Below are 17463 nucleotides of genomic sequence, written 5' to 3'. Positions count from 1 at the left end.
TTTTATCATTTGTAAACAAATCATTCCGAAATCATCACATTACTTCCTTTCGTATGCGCATTCATCTGCGGTGCGTAATAATTCTGGATCGTGGTAATTCCGTTCGAGAATCTTCCGGATGCATTGGCAACGTAATCGTACTCAAAAACATATTTCCCTTTCGGCATCTGTTCAATGTAGAAATTCGTGGAAGCATCTTTGGTCGACTGATAATATCCTAAATTATTCTTCCACTGATACCCCGAAAGTACATCCAAAGGTTCAAATCCTGATGCTCTCATGTCTTTAATATGGATGAATTCCATCGGTCGGTCGGTATTTAAAATCATTCGTACCGTCACTTTATCGCCTACTTTTAATGGAGTTTCCGGAGTGATTTTCTGCAATTCTTCCCCGTTCACGGTTTTTATTTTTCTGTACAATTCTTTGATGATGGACAGATAATTTTCAGAGGATTTGATCTTATCCAGATCTTCATAATATTGCCAGAACAGCCCTCCCTGAACAATTCCTGCGCCCGGTTTTGTGATGGTAACGGTGGCTAAATTTTTATCCAAAACATCCGATTTCACGGTAGATTTCACATAACCCGTCGCCTGAGTCTGTGGCTGAAGCTCTTTTCCGCCCCAAATAATGGTTGCTTTATCGCTTTCCGCATTCGTCCATGATTTTCCTGAATTTAAAATCGTAAAAATAACTTCTGAAGTTCCTCTTGAACTTCCCCATGAATTCACTTCTTTCTGCGTAACAAGCCAGATTTTCAAATCTTCAATGAATTTCTGATCGTTGGGTTTTAATTTGTTAAATGCTTCCAATGCTCCTGCATGATTCACCACTTTCGAGCTGAACCAACCCCAGTCATCAAGATTCTGTTTCCAGTAAACACCCTGCGTTTTTGAATCTACGGAAGTTTCTTTCAGGTAATTTAAAAGTTTATCTGAAACTTCTTTTAATCCATAATCATTCATCAGCAAAGCGGCACGATGCAGTCCGAAGAAGGTAAAATCTGTAATTTTCATCGTTTTTACTTTCTGTTTTACCAAGGATTTTAAAGTGGCTCCTTTTCCTTTTAACGGATATTGTTTTTCCCAGTAATTTCGCGTGTCGAGATAGTCTAAAGTCCAGTTATTGATTACATTTTCTTTTCCCGCACTGAGCGAAGTCGAAGTGTATTTTTCAATTTCATTATCTACGTATTTGATCAGATTTGAAACCATTTCATTCTGTTCGGAATTTTGATAATCTTTTACGTTATCTTTCAGCCAGACATTGATTTTTCCTAAATTTTTAAGAATGTACAATGATGTGGAATATGAACTCGGATAACCTTTATACCACGAAAATCCTCCATCCGGATTCTGGAGTTTCTCTAAATCTTCCCAATCCTGCTGAATGGAGTTTTTCATTGAATTGACATCGAACAGCAAAGCCAGTTTAGCCATCTGCTCTTCTTCATTTTTGCTTTCCAGAACCCACGGTGTTTCTTCCAAAAGCAGTTGTTTCAGTTCCTGATTTTTTTCAAGATTGGAATTCAATAATCCTTTATTCTGATATTCTTCGAAAACGGTTTTCAGCTTCGGATTGGCTTTAAAGATTTCTGATGCCAAAACATCGGCAAACCATTTGTTAAAGATCACATCCGCAGAATTGTTCTGGTCATTTTTCAGGCTCGGAAGCGCAAACATGATCTCCCAGATTGGGTTGGTCGTAAGTTCCAGTGTATTGGAGACATTGGAAATCGTGGTGGAAGTTGAATTTTTAAGGTTTTCCAGTTCAAATGTTTTGGTTTCGCCTTCTTTTACAAAAACCGGAACCGCGTCTGTTACGAGCATTCTGTTCGGTAGAACCGCAATGGCTTTCTGTTCTCCATCGGAATATTGTCCTGCTTTCGCCACCACTTTTAAAATAATGGATGAAGCATTTTCCGGAACTTTTATTTTCCATGTCAAAGCTGAATTTCCGTTTTCATTTAATTCAAAGTTCTGAATGCTTGAATTTAAACCAAACAGAGACGAAATATCTTCATTGGTAAATGCATCCAGAATCTGTAAGCTTGCCGAACCGTTTAATTTTTTGTTCGTTAAGTTCGATAGTTTGGACTGGAGATTCAGTTCATCCCCTTCTCTCAAAAATCTTGGGTAGTTTGGCGTTACCGAAAATTCTTTCTGCGTTACGACTTCTTTTTCCAGTGTTCCTGCTTTTGCGTCTTTCGTATGCGCCAAAAACATCAGTTTCCATTTTGTCAGTGCTTCTGGAGAAGTAAATTCGAAGCTTACATTGCCTTCGGAATCGGTTCTTAGATCCGGGTAGAAAAACGCGGTTTCATTTAGGTTTTGGCGAACGGGAATATTTTCCAAAGGTTTATCATCTTTATCCAGTATACCATCTCCATCGGTTCCATCATAATATTCTTTCTTTTCCTGCTCTGTTAATTGTCTTCCTGAATTAAGAATATCAATTGCCGCATCATCCATTCTTACACTTGATAATTTCATTCGAGCTTTTGCTGACGACGGCGGAGGTGGCGGTGTATATGCCGCTGCTTTTACGCCTTCTACATTAACCATTCCTGTTCTGGTTTCTAAAAGGTTACTTTTGTTATACATCCATAATATACTTCCGTCAAACCAGTTAAAAACAGGAACCTCAACCTGTTCTCCTGAAAAATAATCTAATCTTTTCTGGTAATTTTTTTGTCGCAGATAATCTCTCAGTTCGTATGATACTGTACTTATAAACGGAGCATATAAAGTGTACCAGTCATATCGATTAACAGCAAATTTATCCAAAGACATATCGTACATATTCGCTAAAACTTCGGCGTTAATTTTCTCTTTCTCATTTCCTGAAACTTTTACAGACCATTTTTCTTTTGAATTCGGCTGAATTTTATCTCTGAAAGTAAGGGTTTCAATCGTCAAAGACTTATCAGTATCATCTATATCCAGATTTACAGATTCTGTCTGAACGTCATTAAAGGCAACTACCTGAAACTGTACATTCAAAATTCGTATATCTTTATCTTTTGGAATATCTGCTGTATATTCCAGCATTCCGTTTTTAAAAGGCAAAACTTCAGAAACCGTTTTTCCTGAACCATTCTGTACAAAAATATTCAGAAGAGCGTTTGGAACCGAAGAATAAACTGTAAATAAAACTTTTTCTCCTCTTTTCAGTTCTTTTTTGGACTGCACAACCGTCAGGAAAGTTTTTTGATCGGGTTTAAGCAATTTTTTATCCCAAACACTGAAATTCTGCAAAGTTTTTATTGTGTCTTTTCCTTCAATATTATACAGTTCCAACTGATAATCTCCGGCTTCCAGTTTTCCTAAGTCCAGATTGGTTGATAATTGTTGGTCGTTAGTTATTGGCTGTTGTATTTTCTCAAGAATTACGGTTGATTTCCAGTTTTTAGGCTCATCATTTTTATCGTAAAAATCATGCGGAAATCTGCTGATGAATTCTTCTTTTGAGAATTTTGGTAAATCCTGAACTTCAGATTTGAAATTCTGTCTGAAAATTCTGTCCGGAGACACCAGTTTTGATAATTTTACCTGATACGATTTTTTAAGAAGCTGTTCGTTATAATTTTTTGTTTCAACATTCAGTTTTACATTTTCATCAGAAAAAACATTCTTTATTTCTTCAGCCTGAATGTAATGAGAAACGGAAGCTACTTTTAGCTGTGTATCTGCAGTCTGTGTCTCGCCGTTGATATCTGTAACGGATGCATTGATTTCATAATTATCAATCTGAATTCCTTCTACATTTTCGTCTTTTTTAGGATCAATTTTAATGATAAATTCTCCTTTTTCATTGGTTTTTGCTTCTCCTAAAACTGAGTTTTCATTATCATCATCATTTTGCGGATACCATGAAAAATATCTCCCGCGGATATTTCGTTTTTTAATTTCATAATTAACGGTTGTATTGCTTAAAGCAACTCCGGAAAACATCATGGCTTTCCCTTTCAGTTCTATGGTTTGTCCGTATTTGTACTCATCTTTTACAGGATCGAACGTCACTTCAAATTTCGGTCTTTTATATTCCTCCACTCTGAAATTTTTATACCCGTCATTTCCATCTGTTCTCAGATAAAAAGTTCCGTTCAGTTTCCCTTTCGGAAGCACAAAACTTCCGTGATAAGAACCGAATTCATTGGTGGTAAATGTCTGCGAAGAAACTTCCTGTCCGTTGGTATCGGTTAATGTAATTTTCTGTTTTAATCCGGCCACTACAGATTCTATATCTTTATCACGCTGTGTATTAATGACTTTAAAATAAACCGTCTGTCCCGGTCTGTAAATTGCCCGGTCTGTGAAAATCTGTACCTTGCTTTGTTTTGTTTCTATATTCAGATCACTATTGTAACCCCTTTCTCCATAGACTTCCATGATCTGCACATCATTGGTTTTTGGCTGTCGGATCAGGAATGTTCTGTAATAATCATTGTTTTTTGTCGCAGGAAATTTGAAAATACCGTTATTATCTGTTTTACCGTTTATTTTGGTTAAATTATTATTGGAAACAAATTCATAAAACGTAAGATTTTCGTTAATTACGGGTTGTCCGTTTTCACTGTTCACTAATTTCAATTGATTGGATAACTGATCTCTGTCTGTTTTTGACTGATAAATAATTCTGTTATCCGAAACCAGAAAATAAAAGTCTTTTTCCGCTTCGGTTTCATTGTCGCTGATTCCGGCAACGTTGTATTCGGCAAGATAAATTCCCGGCGGAAGAGATTTTATTTCTAAGGACGTTTTATGATTCTTAAAATCTTTCGGATCATCCAGTTTATAAGCTTCTTTCCTAACCAGATTTTTTTTAATCTTATTAAATTTAGTAGAATACGAGTTTTTGGCGTACTGCAAAAAAGTAGTGAGATCCTCTTTTACTTCGTAAATTGTAATAGAAAAGGCGGAAACATTTTTATATTCTGCCACAAAATGAATCGGCTTTTTGCTTTGGGTCTGCTGCTCATATTTAATATTCAGAAACGGATTTAAGATCTGATTTTCTTTATTTTTAATATTATCAATAAAAGGAGATTTGGGATACTGCTTTTTTGCCTGATCCGCAACTGCAAGAGCTTCTTTTTCCTTTTTTTGGGAAAGCAACTGCTCTATGATATCTTCCATGATCAGAACTTTATAATCGCCTTCAATTTCCGTTTTCAAAAGGTTTTGAAGCTGAGTCAGACGATCTTTACACAGCGTCCGATCACAGTTGGCCTGCAAATTTTTATGCATGAAATACAATTTGGAATTACCTGAATTCTGTGCTATCAGATCATCATAGATCGCGTTAATCTTTATTTGATTTTCCGTAAGTTCATTTTTGGTAAAGAGATCATTATCAGAAAGAAATTCGATCTTTTTGGTTGAATACCAATCCCATAAAGTCGGGAAATAAGAAATATAATCGTTGTATGAAAAAGCTTTATCATATTTTATAAGAGAAATTTTTCTCATATTATCTTTTTGCAGATCAAGTTCCTGATATTTTTTATTCAGATAATTTTTAAAATCAAGCTTGCTCCATGTCTCGATCTGCGAGAGATCCTGAGAATTGATATTGGTACGCTGTTCGATCTCCCAGGAATGTTGGTTGTAATAATCGAGGAAAAAACCATTCAGCAGAACTTCAAATAATATCCTGTCATCGTCTTTCAGTTGTTTTTCTACCTCACTCAATTTTTTGAAAAGCCTGCTTACGGAATCGTTCTTTTCATCGTCCTGTGTTTGGTTTACAATGCTGAATTCTGCTTTTAAAGACTGGATAAGCTGTAAAGTATTGTTATCTTTCATCGCCTGTTTCTGTATTTCTGAAATGATGGGAAGATTAGATTTATACGCTCCTTTCTGGGAATTTGCTGATATTTTTTTCCATTGCTCTTCATAATATTTCTGGGCGGAAATCCCCGAAAAATTCAGCAGGAGAAGCAAAAGCATAAAAATCTTGGAAAATCTTTTCATATATGTTATTTTTGATAAATGAATTTCTTAAAAGTACTGAAAAAATCCGTTATAGACAGTCAGTTTTACGTATCCTTAACGGGAACTCTTTTTGCAGTATTTTTCATGTTGGAGCAAAACACGTTCCGCTATCCGACGGTTTCCCTCCTTTTTATAACGTATTTCAGCGGTTATCTGTACACCAAATACCAGAAAACAAAGCATTTTTTTAAAATTCTGATTCTGAATGCTGTTGCAGGAGTTATCTGCTCGTTGTTAATTATTCATAACCACAACGAAATACGGTTGATGAAATGGTTTGTAATCGTTGTTTTAGGTTTACTGTACAACAGCTTTTTTCTTGATGTTTATATCCGAAAAATCCCTTTACTGAAGGTATTTTATGTAGGATTGGTTTGGGGACTGATGAATTGCTGGCTTACGTTGCCGGAATTCAGTATCCCGATCTTCCTAATCAGCTTTTTCTTCATTACGGCTTTGGTTTTACCTTTCGACATTCGGGATATGAATGTTGATACCGTGAAAACATTTCCGACGATGATCGGCATTCAGAACACTAAATATCTGGCGTATCTGCTTATTTTTATCAGCAATATTTTATCTGTTTTTTATCTTGATTTCAATTATGCACTAGCTTTTTTTCTTTCAAGCATCGTCACGTATATTTTCATCTATTTCTCTGAAAACGAAAGAGATGATCTGTATTTTTCTTTCGGGGTAGAAACTTGTTCGGCACTTCCCTTTTTATTTTTAGGAATAATGAAGTATTTTTGACGAATGATTATCAAGAAGCTTTCCCTGTACAATTTTAAGAACCACACCGAGAAAAAATTCGAATTTTCTCCGCAAATCAACTGTTTTGTAGGGAATAACGGCGTGGGAAAAACCAATATTCTGGATGCGCTTCATTATCTTTCCGTAGGCAAAAGTTTTTTGGGAAATACGGATCTCAACAATATTAAAAATGACGAAGATTTCTTTACGATAGATGCTGAAATTCAGAATGATGACAGTGAAGACAACATCAAAGTACTTCAGCCCAAAGAAGCGAAAAAAGTCATTAAAAAAAATGATAAGAGCTACGACAGAATGGCGGATCACATCGGCTATTTACCCAGTGTGATGATTTCTCCGTATGATTCAAATTTAATTTCAGATTCGGGAGAAAGCAGAAGAAAATTTCTGGATTCGATGATCTCACAAACGGATTCTGAGTATCTTTTTGATTTAATTCAGTACCAGAAAACCATTCAGCAGAGAAATGCTTTGCTGAAATATTTTGCCAAAAACAGGGTTTGGGATAAAGATTCACTGGAAATCTATGATGATCCGATCATTAAATTCGGAACAAAAATTTTTACTAAAAGAAAAACATTCGTTGAAAAATTAAATCCGATTGTTCAGAATTTCTACAGGATTATTTCAGGAGGAAAAGAAACGGTTTCTGTGCTTTATGAGTCTCATCTGCTTGAAAATTCCTTTGAAAATCTGCTGAAAGAAAGTCTGGAAAGAGACAGAATGCTGACTTATACTTCGAAAGGAATTCATAAAGATGATCTGCTTTTTGAAATGGATGCTGTCTTAATTAAGAAAATTGGCTCTCAGGGACAGCAGAAATCCTTTTTAATTTCTTTGAAACTGGCGCAAATGAGCCTGATAAAAGAATTAACAAAGAAAACGCCTATTCTTTTGCTGGATGATATTTTTGATAAACTGGACGACAGCCGTGTTTCTCAATTGATAGAACTGGTGAATCAGGAAAATTTCGGACAGATTTTTATTACGGATACACATCGTGAACGCACGGAAAGTGTGGTGAAGAAGATTAATGAGGAAAGTATCATTTTTGAGATTTAGACCATGAAAAATATACTGTTTTTATTTTTTGCTTTTTGCTATTGTTTTCATTCAGGTCAAAAGAAGAAAAATCCGAAAGACCTGCCTGATGATTATGCTTTTTCAGAAGGCGAAATCAATAAAAATTACCATCCGGTTTCATTCGGTCAGAGAATAAAAAACTACCCTTTTAATAAAGCAAGCAAAATCAAAATTGTTTCCTATAACTTAAATTTTAAAAAGAGTTCAGGATATTTACCGCCACCACCGCCGCCAAAAACAAAAGAAGATTCTGTACAATTGAACGAATTTTATCATCTTCCCAAGTCCATAGATTTCAGAGAGATTATAGAAAATCAATCTGAAAAAGAAATTGAAGAATCTAAAACTCTGAATTTAGAAGAAATATCAAAACTCAGTCATATTATTTTTAATACCTGTAATAAACATGTTATCACTATGTTTTCTCAGTCAGGATGCTTTTCCCCAAGAAATGCCATTGTTTTTTATGATGAAAACGACAGAATATTCGAAATAATTGAAATTTGCTTTGAGTGCGGAAATGTAGAAAGCTATCCTTCAAAATTTTTCAACTGGAAAAAAGCCTGTGAATTTATATATCCTGAATTAGAAAAATTTTTCCAAAGCAAAGGTTTGCAAACACAATACATCAGTAAATAAATGAAGAAGAAAAAACGTGAATTCCAGTCCTCGGAACTTGTAAAATCTTTTGCCAAAATTCATGGTTTTGAGCATAAACTTTTAGCTTTTGAGATTAAAGATTTTCTTTCGGATTATCTTGATGAAAGCCTTTTCAACGAAATCCAGAGTGTAAATATTGAAAATAAATGCGTTTTTATAAAAATTAACTCGCCGCTTTTGAAGCACGATTTCCAGATGCGGAAAAGCTTTTTCCTGAGAAAATTTCAGGATAAATTCGGTGTGGAGAAGTTTGATGATCTTCAGATATTGTAAAAATTAGATTTTACTCTTCTTCAGGTTTGGCAGATTTCGTATTGCTCATGAGTTCGTCTGCTTTTTTATCAAGACCGGATCGTATCGGAAAGAAAAACTTCAGCGGATGTTTTAAAAAATACCTGAAAATTCCTTTGTAAAGTTCTCCAACCTGTCCGAAATTCAGTTTTCTGGATCTGAAAGCCAAAAACATAGACAAACTGAAACTTACCAGAAAGTTGAAAAACCCAATCAGGAAAACCGTTACCAGAGAAATGAAGAAGGTATAAGAATCGATAGTGAAATCTTTCCCGTACAATCCCAAAGCTAAATTTCCTGCGGCAAAAGTGATGTGTCGAATATCAAGATCCAGTCCTAAGAATAATCCTACCGGAGCTGTTGCCCCAAGAAATACCCCGAACCAGAAGTTGGAAACAATTCCGGGCCAGTTTTTAGCGTAGTATTTGGATAGTCCTTTGGCAAAATTTTTACCGAATAAACGACTGATGGAAATACTTTTTGCTATTCTTTCCGGAATCTGATAGAACACCGAATTGTTTCCGATATTCCCTGAAATAATTCCGGAAATGAAAAGATAAAATCCTGCAATACAGGCGTGAAGAATGGCTTTGGATTTAAAAGGATCCAGATCTTTCAGTAATTTATCAGATCGTTCTATGGCTAAATTTTGCGAGAAAAATACATCCAGTCCGTAAATAATCAGCAAAGCAATCGGGAAGGAAAGCAAAACATTTCCGACAAAAGCAATAAACTGGCTTCTGAATAATTTGGAAACCAAATGCGCAAATTCTGTACTACTGCTTTTAATATTTCCTTCTTCTGCCAAAACTTTCGTCATCGTTGCCGCTGTCATTGCAGGCTGTTTCGTTGCTAAGGTGAAACCCATGAGATAGATCATCACGAATCCCATCGCATAGTTCATGGAATATAAAAATGCATGGGAAAAATCGCTTCCGGGAATGTATCCGTACAGCATTTTCAGTACACACAAAGCACCTACGATAATTCCTCCTCCACTCGCTTTGTAGAACATCGTCATGTATTCTTTCCGGCTCGAAGTGATGTAGTGGGTTCCTGTTTCGGCAGTGTGATTCGTGATCAGGTGCGAAATCAGCCTTGTACTGTCGTTGATGAGTTCAGAAATGTTATTTCTGTGAGATTTATAGCTTAAAATATTAAAAACCAACTGTTTGGAATTTAACAAAACATCTTTCTCTTCATCAATAACCAAAAGCTGAATGATTTCAAAAATTCGCTGTACCTGTTGGCGGATTTTAAGAAGCGACTGATTGATTTTCCCCGAAATTCCGTATTTTGAGGAGTTTTTAAAGGCAATATTTACAAATTCCAGACATTGCTCGATGTAAATTTTAATCTGCTTATAACGGCTGTTTTTGGAACTGAGCTGAAGCTGATTGTCTTTTTCGAAATCTGCCGCCAGTTCTTCCAGCTCATTTTGCAATGCCAGAAAAGGATTATCGAAATTTTTGTACTGAGGAGCCATTCTTACGACTTCAACTTCCATCGCAGAACCGGTAACGCGCCACGAAAGGATGTTCATGGAAAACAGCATTTCTTTCTTCACTTCCGGACTGATGATAAAATCTGAAATCCCTAAAAGTCTGAAAAGCTCATCAATTTCATTTTCAGGAAGATTATGAAAGAAACCCAAATCATCTTTTGGGGTAAGACTTACGTTATCAACCATATACCAGATCGTATTTTCATTAACGACCGGCGGAAGAATTTTATTCAGAATTCTTTTTTTAAGCTCGGGAAAGAATGCATTCTCCGAAAGAATATTGGCTTCCGTAAGCGATAAATTAAAGGCTTTTCCCTGAAATATATGATGAAGATAGTATTTAAAATTTTCAAGAAGCTCAGGATTGTTTCTGAAAAAATCAAGCACATGTGTAAAATCAGATTTTTTTACACTGCTCAGAATTTCGGCAAGCGGATCTAGCGAAACCGTTTCATTCTTAAAAGAAAAATATTTTTTAAGAACGGAGTCAAAATTTGTGCTGGAATTAAAAAGTTTCATTGGTGCAAAGATACTATTTCAAACGCACATTCCTCATCTGTCTCATGATCCAGTTGTGTTTCTTTCTCAGATACGGCGACGGATTCTTGGGATCGTATTTTTTAGGGTTGGGTAAAACGGCTGCAATCCAGGCTGCTTCTGAAGTGGTGAGATCTTTGGAAGATTTCCCAAAATAGTATTCCGAAGCGGCTTCTATCCCGAAAACGCCCTGTCCCATTTCAATGGAATTAAGATATCTTTCAAGAATGATGTCTTTATTCCAGACTTTTTCGATGATAAAAGTATACACCGCTTCCAGTCCTTTTCTGATCCAGCTTCTGCCCTGCCAAAGAAAAATATTTTTTGCAGTCTGCTGGGAAATTGTGCTTCCTCCTCTTAGTTTCTTGCCTTTTTCATTGTTTTTCATGGCTTTTTCGATGGCTGTATAATCGAAACCGTCATGATCGAAAAATTTCTGATCTTCAGAGGCAATTACAGCTTTTTTTACGTTACTTCCCATTTCATCATAGGAAATATAATCTCTCTGCAACCTTCCGTATTCGAAGAGTCCGCCAATCTGGGTAAGCGTGATGGGAGGATTGAAAAACCTGCCCCACACAATAAAAACTACGTTCACAATAAGAAGAATAAATATAATCTGTTTAATTTTTTTCCACATAATTTTTAAAAAAGAAAGTCAAAAATAAGGAAATACTCCGAGTTATTGCAATTCTTTCATGTAAGTAAGCTGATAACCGGGTAAAAGTTCCGGATGAAAAATTTTAATATAATCTTTTAATACCAAATCTGCACGCACCACGCCGCTTTCAAAAAAATCATTTGCCTGTCCTTTTTCCTTTCCTGTAATCACATAGATTTTTCCTTTGTTGAATACCTCCAGTTTGCTGTAAAAAGGATTCATGCCCAACATTTCTTTTTTGGAGATATGATTTCCTGCATTAATCCAGTATTGTACTTTGCCTGATTTTGCAAAAACCTCTTCAAAGCTCATGGTTACGGCTTTCTGATCTGTATTGTCTTTAAGAATATATTCTGCATTGGCATCGGAAATAAAATTTGCAGCAGAAGTTTTTCCTCCCGGAAGATACCAAACATCTCCATACATTTCGTTCGCCAAAACGGTTGGCTTTTCTTTTGCGGTAAGCGCCAGTTTTTTCAGATCACTGTAATTTTTTTCCACCTCATCAAATTTTGCATCTGCTTCTTTTTCTTTTCCGAAAAGTTTTCCGAAAAGCTTGATATAGGCTGTTTTTTCCAAAGGTTTCTGTTCCAGATATTCATCCAGAAAAACGACCTGAATTCCGTTGTTTTTAAGCAATTGGTACGTATTGTCAAAACTTGCGATATGATTGGTAAAAATAGCGTCGGGTTTTAGCGAAATAATTTTTTCCACGTCATATTTCTGCTCGCTTCCCAAATTCTGAATTTTTCCCTGCCTGATTAAATTCTGAATTTTTTCTGAATAAATATATTCCGGATTTGAAACGCCGATAATGAGATTTTCTGCATTAAGACCGGAAATATATCCCGCCATACTTGCATTCAGCAGGATAATTCTTTTAAAAGGAAGCTGATTTTTTTTGAAATCATAGGTGAAATTTCCCGATTTGATGTGTATTCCTTCATTCTCTTCCTTGTACTGCACCAAATTTGAAACTGAAACAGCTTCTGAAGGTGAATTTTTTATCTCTCTTTTACAAGAGGTTAGCGCGAAAAACGCGATTAATAGTAAAATTCTTGATTTCATCTTTCAAAGAAAAGAAAAAAGTGCTATATTTGCAAACCTTTAAACGATAAGGAAACAACGGCCTCGTGGCGCAACTGAATAGCGCATCTGATTACGGCTCAGAAGGTTACAGGTTTGAATCCTGTCGAGGTCACAAAAACCGGCATTAGAAGTTTACTTCATGCCGGTTTTTTTTATATTTCCGCTTATTTTACTTGACTCTCTAACTCTTTTCTTTAAATTAAACCATAAAGGTATAATTTTCTGATCGCGTTGGATTGAACTGAAATATTGTCATGACTGAAGTTCAGCAATTGACTCCTCCTCATGCGGAAGTTTTTCCCTGATATTTTCACGTTCCAGAATGAGCCATGCTGCATCCAGCATTTTTATGAGGTACAAATACGGATCTACGATATTGCGCTCCGGTACATTGTTGAAGTTTCCGAGCGAGAAATAAACGACTTCCGACAGAAACTCTTCGAATTCCTCAAGACGGTATTTTTTAAAGGCTTTCCGGAAAACTTTTGCCGGATCGCGGTATTCTTTTTCTGACAATGAACCCTGCAACATCGGGTTTTTATGTTCCGAAAGTTCATGAACCAGCCATTTTCCGCGATCTTTTCTAAGGGAATATCCTGCCCGAATAAACGACCGGAGCGACTGGTGAAAATAAAAGATAACGGAAGGTTCTTCCGGAATCCGTGTTTTGCGCTGTGCGGCGTATTGCATGATGAGATTTAGATGTTTTTTGGCGGTTACCAAATCATGAAACTGGAAAAATACTTCCATCAGGGAAAGCGCGGAATGTTTCTTCCGGCCGCACCAAAAACGGGATTCAAAGTCTATGCTGTTCTTTTTCATACGAAGAAGGTTTTGTGTTTTTATTGTTTTTTGGGTTGCTTATGTAACTTATTTTACTTATGTAACTTATTTTACAAATGTAATAATATTTCATTATTGCGCACAGAAAACCGCACTGTTTTTTTTCTCTTTCTTTTAATTTGTTAATATGGACGATGAAAAAGACGTAATCATTTCTATTTGCAAATACATTTACACTAATTGGATTTCAAAAGCGGAATCGCAAAGAGATTTTGCGTCAAAATGCGGCGTAGAAGAAAGTACCATAAGAAGAATTAAAAATATTGCGTTAGGAACATCAAAGACTGATTATAATATGTCCTTAAAAACTTTAATCAGAATTTGTCGAAAAAAGGAGATTACCTTAGAAGAATTTTTTGGAAATATTAATACATGAAAATCCTGACGAGAGTTGGGATTTTTTTGTTTACGGAAAGCCGTAAGATAATATAGGCATTTTCAATTATTTTTGCTAGTAAGCAAAATTGCATTTAATTTTCACTACTAACTATGAAAAAATTAACAATTAATCTTAAAAACTGCTTTGGAATTGGAAAATTACAATATGAATTTGATTTTAATGAGTCAAACTCTTACATTATCTACGCTCCAAATGGTACAATGAAAACCTCATTTGCAAAAACTTTGCAGATGATTTCCAAAAATGAAAAGCCTAAAGATTTAGTATACAATAAAACATCTACCTATCAAATTTTAATGGATGGGAACGAAATCAATAGAAACTCAATCCTTGTTATTGATGCAGAAGATAATTCTTTTGACGCTACTGATAAAATAAGTTCATTCATAGCAAGTAAGGAACTGAAAGAAAGGTATGAGTCTGTTTACGAATCGCTAAATAATGCTAAGGCTGAACTTTTAAAAAAATTAAAAAACATTTCAAAAAGTAATGATTGTGAAGGTGAGTATATAGGATCATTTCGTGAATCACCACAGGAAAACTTTTTAGATATATTACAAAAACACACAAAAAACTTTAATGATGATATTAATAAAGTAAAATTTAGATACAATGATGTTTTTGACTCAAAAGGAAATGTAAAAAAATTTTTATCAAAACATGATAAATTGTTAGATGAGTATATTAACAATTATAATAACATCATTTCTAATTCAAGATTATTTAAATTAACGGAAGATAATAGCTTCGGTACTTATCAAGCAAATATGATTATGAAATCCATTGAAGATAATTCATATTTCGATGCCGGGCATACCTTTGTTTTAGAAGATGGTACAAGAATTCAAAATTCACAAGAACTGGAAATATTGTATCGAGAAGAATTAGATAAGGTTTTGGCAGATGAAACTTTAAAAAAATCATTTGATAAAGTTGATAAAGCAATTGGTGCAAATAATGAATTGAGAGCTTTCAAAAAAGTGGTTGAAGAAGATAATTCTTTGCTAGTCTATCTTAAAAACTATGATGAATTTAAAAAGAAAGTATGGACGAGTTATCTCTATGAAATTAAAGATGATGCCGAATCCCTTTCAGAAATGTATGATTTAAAGAAAAAGGAATTAGAAATAATTTTAAATGAGGCTAAAAAAGAAGTAACTTTATGGAAGTCAATTACGGATAAATTTAATACAAGATTTTATGTTCCATTTGATGTATCCATAGGAAATCAACAGGATATTATTTTAAAACAAGAGACAGCGTATTTAGAATTTGCTTACAAGGATAAAAATGAAGCCGCAATAAAACAAACAAAGGATAATTTATTAAATGTTCTCAGTAAAGGTGAACAAAGAGCTTATTTTATTTTACAGTTCTTATTTGAGATTGAATCAAGAAATCACTCGGGAGAACCAACACTTTTAATTTTTGATGATATTGCAGATTCGTTCGATTATAAAAATAAGTATGCAATTATAGAGTATATAAGAGATTTACATCTTTCTACTAATTTCAAAACTCTTATTCTAACTCATAATTTTGATTTTTATAGAACATTAAGTTCAAGGCTTGACCTTTCCAAACAAAGCTTAATGACTACAAAAGACCAAAATAGAAAAATAGATCTTATACCGAGCTTATATACAAGAACAATTTTCAAAGATTATATAAAAAAACCGGATAACCCAAAAGTTTTTATAAGTTTGATAGCATTTGTTAGAAATTTAATTGAATATTGTGATTCGGGAAAAGCAGAAGAATGTAAGATTCTAACAAAATGCCTGCATCATAGTGAAAATGCAAAAAATATTAAGGTTGGAGATGTAAAAACTATCTTTAGAAATAAAATAACCAAACTTAAAGATGCAAAGTTTGACTTTGATGATAATATTAGCATACAAGATTTTATATTTTCAATTACTGATTCTATTATTCAGGAAAATTCAATCAATGAGATATTGCTTGAAAATAAAATAATATTGGCTATAGCATGTCGATTAACAATGGAACGATATTTAGCATCGAAATTGCCAAATTTCGAACTGGATGTCTATAATCAAACAAGAGCTTTATCAAATGAATATAAGAGTAAGTTTCCTGATAGTAAAAATTTAATTCTAATTGATAAGGTAAACTTGATGACACCTGAAAATATACATTTGAATGCATTTATGTATGAACCTCTTATTGACATGTCAGTATTTCATCTAATTGATTTATATAATGAAATTACAGAATTGAAGTAGAAATTATTTTTCAATAGCATTTTGAAACACTAATTGAAAATGCTATATTTGTCACAATAATAGCGGTTTGCGAGAATTTAGATTACGGATATGTCTAATCAAAATTTTTTAAAAATGCAAACATGTTTATTATGTATTGGCAGAAAGCCAGTCTTTGTTCGAGCTTATACTAGAATACGCCTTGGTCGTCTAGAGTATGTAACTCAACATTGCAGGTCTAAACCTGGTCAAAGTCAATTCTAGAAGCAAGGCAAGGATAACCTTGCTTCTTTTTTTGATCTTAGTACTTTTAATTTATGTGTTATTGCTTATAAAAAAATCATACATAATTTATAAACAAAATTTAAATAAGGCAAAAATTAGAAAACACTACAGATCTTTCTTTATATAGAAATCATATTCAAAAAACGTTCTGCGTTCCTTAGAACGCTATCTTTGGAACATCTGTTTGATTACATATACAATTCTGCGGATTGATTTATTCTTTATTCACATCATAAAGTAACGTTTTTTACTCTAAACAAACTTTACAATAAATGCAAATAACTATATCATCATAAAAATCACGATAAGTCGGGATTTCAAATTCAAACTTACTTAATCTACACAGGAACCGAGATTTTATCCCAATCCATCGAGAGTCCGTTCTTATTTATTTTGTAAACCAGAGCTTCCTGTTTTGCAGGCAGTGCTTTTGTTTTTACGTCTACAGTAAAGCATCTTTTGCCTGTTTGTATTTGTAGGCACCCAACTGTTTTGCTCTTTGTTGAAGATGGCAGTACAAGTTCCGCTTTCTTTGGGAATCAAGAAAAAGCTGTACTTTCCGGCAGGAAGTTTTTTACCTTAAACGGTAATTTCTTTATCCAGCATATTTTTCACGAAATACAGGAAAATATAATGAGAGTCTGAAGATTTCTTCCTACTTTTATTAAGCAAATCTTCCCTTATATCGGCTTTCCTTCTGCCATCCTGCTTCACCAAGAGAGTCTACAAAGCATATTTTCACATCCGCCATTCCCAGAGAAGTAACAAATATCCAACAACTGGCATCCTGTTTATCACGAGTGATAAACCAACGTGCATCCCCTTTAGCCGACCCCCAGGAAGAAACCCTATGAACCAATAAATCTGCATCTCCCCTGCTTACAATCGCAACTCTTATATGTGCTTCTCCCATAGATGCGGCCTGATATATTCTTGCCATTTTTAAATGATTTTTATGCTTTTATCAAACAGATAAAATTATGATTGAAAATAAATCACAAATATACTATGTGAGTAAACAAAATGAAAAAATAATTTCAGAAAATTTTTTATCGGTTACAGCTAAAAAGACCAGATTTAAACTCATCCAACATAAATCTCACAGTCTTTCA

The 17463-nt window shown here is 34.4% G+C and carries 13 protein-coding genes and 1 tRNA gene; 7 read left to right on the top strand and 7 right to left on the bottom strand.

The genetic code is table 11. The features are described 5' to 3' along the window. Positions 1-20: 20 nt before the first annotated feature. Complete coding sequence (locus PFY09_RS01015) at positions 21-5978, bottom strand: alpha-2-macroglobulin family protein (protein ID WP_271161108.1); 5958 nt, start codon at positions 5976-5978, stop codon at positions 21-23. 18 nt (positions 5979-5996) lie between these two features. Between PFY09_RS01015 and PFY09_RS01010 the strand changes: the two genes are divergently transcribed. Genes PFY09_RS01010 through PFY09_RS00995 form a run of 4 tightly spaced genes read left to right on the top strand, consistent with a single transcriptional unit; the run spans position 5997 to position 8789 of the window. Beyond that, complete coding sequence (locus tag PFY09_RS01010) at positions 5997-6752, top strand: UbiA prenyltransferase family protein (RefSeq protein WP_271161107.1); 756 nt, start codon at positions 5997-5999, stop codon at positions 6750-6752. 3 nt (positions 6753-6755) lie between these two features. Continuing rightward, positions 6756-7835 carry a DNA replication/repair protein RecF gene (gene recF, locus PFY09_RS01005; RefSeq protein WP_108409982.1) on the top strand — a complete coding sequence of 360 codons (1080 nt, stop codon included), beginning with the start codon at positions 6756-6758 and terminating at the stop codon, positions 7833-7835. 3 nt (positions 7836-7838) lie between these two features. Beyond that, complete coding sequence (locus PFY09_RS01000; RefSeq protein ID WP_271161106.1) at positions 7839-8495, top strand: hypothetical protein; 657 nt, start codon at positions 7839-7841, stop codon at positions 8493-8495. Then, positions 8496-8789 (top strand): hypothetical protein, encoded by a 294-nt coding sequence (locus tag PFY09_RS00995; protein WP_108411556.1) that lies wholly within the window; start codon positions 8496-8498, stop codon positions 8787-8789. A 10-nt stretch (positions 8790-8799) separates the two neighbouring features. On the opposite strand, the gene PFY09_RS00990 is transcribed toward PFY09_RS00995, so the two are convergent. The 3 genes from PFY09_RS00990 to PFY09_RS00980 are packed head-to-tail and all read right to left on the bottom strand — an operon-like array spanning position 8800 to position 12577. After that, positions 8800-10830, bottom strand: a complete 2031-nt coding sequence (locus PFY09_RS00990) for a site-specific recombinase (protein WP_256040474.1) — start codon at positions 10828-10830, stop codon at positions 8800-8802. 13 nt (positions 10831-10843) lie between these two features. Further along, a complete protein-coding gene (gene mtgA, locus PFY09_RS00985; protein WP_271161105.1) occupies positions 10844-11488 on the bottom strand; it encodes a monofunctional biosynthetic peptidoglycan transglycosylase in 645 nt (214 codons plus the stop codon). Positions 11489-11530: 42 nt separating this feature from the next. Continuing rightward, positions 11531-12577 carry an ABC transporter substrate-binding protein gene (locus tag PFY09_RS00980; protein ID WP_271161104.1) on the bottom strand — a complete coding sequence of 349 codons (1047 nt, stop codon included), beginning with the start codon at positions 12575-12577 and terminating at the stop codon, positions 11531-11533. A 59-nt stretch (positions 12578-12636) separates the two neighbouring features. On the opposite strand from PFY09_RS00980, the gene PFY09_RS00975 reads away from it, so the two are divergent. Beyond that, positions 12637-12710: transfer RNA gene (locus PFY09_RS00975), tRNA-Arg, on the top strand. 140 nt (positions 12711-12850) lie between these two features. On the opposite strand, the gene PFY09_RS00970 is transcribed toward PFY09_RS00975, so the two are convergent. Continuing rightward, entirely contained in the window at positions 12851-13420 is a 570-nt protein-coding gene (locus PFY09_RS00970) for a hypothetical protein (protein ID WP_271161103.1), read from the bottom strand. A gap of 148 nt (positions 13421-13568) precedes the next feature. Between PFY09_RS00970 and PFY09_RS00965 the strand changes: the two genes are divergently transcribed. Then, entirely contained in the window at positions 13569-13817 is a 249-nt protein-coding gene (locus PFY09_RS00965) for a helix-turn-helix transcriptional regulator (protein ID WP_271161102.1), read from the top strand. Positions 13818-13930: 113 nt separating this feature from the next. Next, positions 13931-16087, top strand: a complete 2157-nt coding sequence (locus PFY09_RS00960; RefSeq protein WP_271161101.1) for an ATP-binding protein — start codon at positions 13931-13933, stop codon at positions 16085-16087. A 648-nt stretch (positions 16088-16735) separates the two neighbouring features. Here PFY09_RS00960 and PFY09_RS00955 read toward each other — a convergent pair. Then, positions 16736-16894 (bottom strand): hypothetical protein, encoded by a 159-nt coding sequence (locus PFY09_RS00955; protein ID WP_271161100.1) that lies wholly within the window; start codon positions 16892-16894, stop codon positions 16736-16738. A 121-nt stretch (positions 16895-17015) separates the two neighbouring features. Next, positions 17016-17264: a DUF6150 family protein gene (locus PFY09_RS00950; RefSeq protein WP_271161099.1), complete on the bottom strand. Its 249-nt coding sequence runs from the start codon at positions 17262-17264 to the stop codon at positions 17016-17018. Between the last annotated feature and the right edge of the window lie 199 nt (positions 17265-17463).

The sequence above is a fragment of the Chryseobacterium gambrini genome (assembly GCF_027920505.1).
Classification (GTDB): domain Bacteria; phylum Bacteroidota; class Bacteroidia; order Flavobacteriales; family Weeksellaceae; genus Chryseobacterium; species Chryseobacterium gambrini.
The sequence above is the reverse complement of the archived record's forward strand: the minus strand, read 5'-3'. Positions and strand labels throughout refer to the sequence as shown.

What these genes read in the sequence shown, in the direction of transcription:
- PFY09_RS01010 (WP_271161107.1), top strand. Translation starts at nt 5,997, where the DNA reads ATGAATTTCTTAAAAGTACTGAAAAAATCCGTTATAGACAGTCAGTTT.
- PFY09_RS01000 (WP_271161106.1), top strand. Translation starts at nt 7,839, where the DNA reads ATGAAAAATATACTGTTTTTATTTTTTGCTTTTTGCTATTGTTTTCAT.
- PFY09_RS00965 (WP_271161102.1), top strand. Translation starts at nt 13,569, where the DNA reads ATGGACGATGAAAAAGACGTAATCATTTCTATTTGCAAATACATTTAC.
- PFY09_RS00995 (WP_108411556.1), top strand. Translation starts at nt 8,496, where the DNA reads ATGAAGAAGAAAAAACGTGAATTCCAGTCCTCGGAACTTGTAAAATCT.
- PFY09_RS00980 (WP_271161104.1), bottom strand. Translation starts at nt 12,577, where the DNA reads ATGAAATCAAGAATTTTACTATTAATCGCGTTTTTCGCGCTAACCTCT.
- PFY09_RS00990 (WP_256040474.1), bottom strand. Translation starts at nt 10,830, where the DNA reads ATGAAACTTTTTAATTCCAGCACAAATTTTGACTCCGTTCTTAAAAAA.
- PFY09_RS01015 (WP_271161108.1), bottom strand. Translation starts at nt 5,978, where the DNA reads ATGAAAAGATTTTCCAAGATTTTTATGCTTTTGCTTCTCCTGCTGAAT.
- PFY09_RS00960 (WP_271161101.1), top strand. Translation starts at nt 13,931, where the DNA reads ATGAAAAAATTAACAATTAATCTTAAAAACTGCTTTGGAATTGGAAAA.
- PFY09_RS00950 (WP_271161099.1), bottom strand. Translation starts at nt 17,264, where the DNA reads ATGGGAGAAGCACATATAAGAGTTGCGATTGTAAGCAGGGGAGATGCA.
- mtgA (WP_271161105.1), bottom strand. Translation starts at nt 11,488, where the DNA reads ATGTGGAAAAAAATTAAACAGATTATATTTATTCTTCTTATTGTGAAC.
- recF (WP_108409982.1), top strand. Translation starts at nt 6,756, where the DNA reads ATGATTATCAAGAAGCTTTCCCTGTACAATTTTAAGAACCACACCGAG.
- PFY09_RS00970 (WP_271161103.1), bottom strand. Translation starts at nt 13,420, where the DNA reads ATGAAAAAGAACAGCATAGACTTTGAATCCCGTTTTTGGTGCGGCCGG.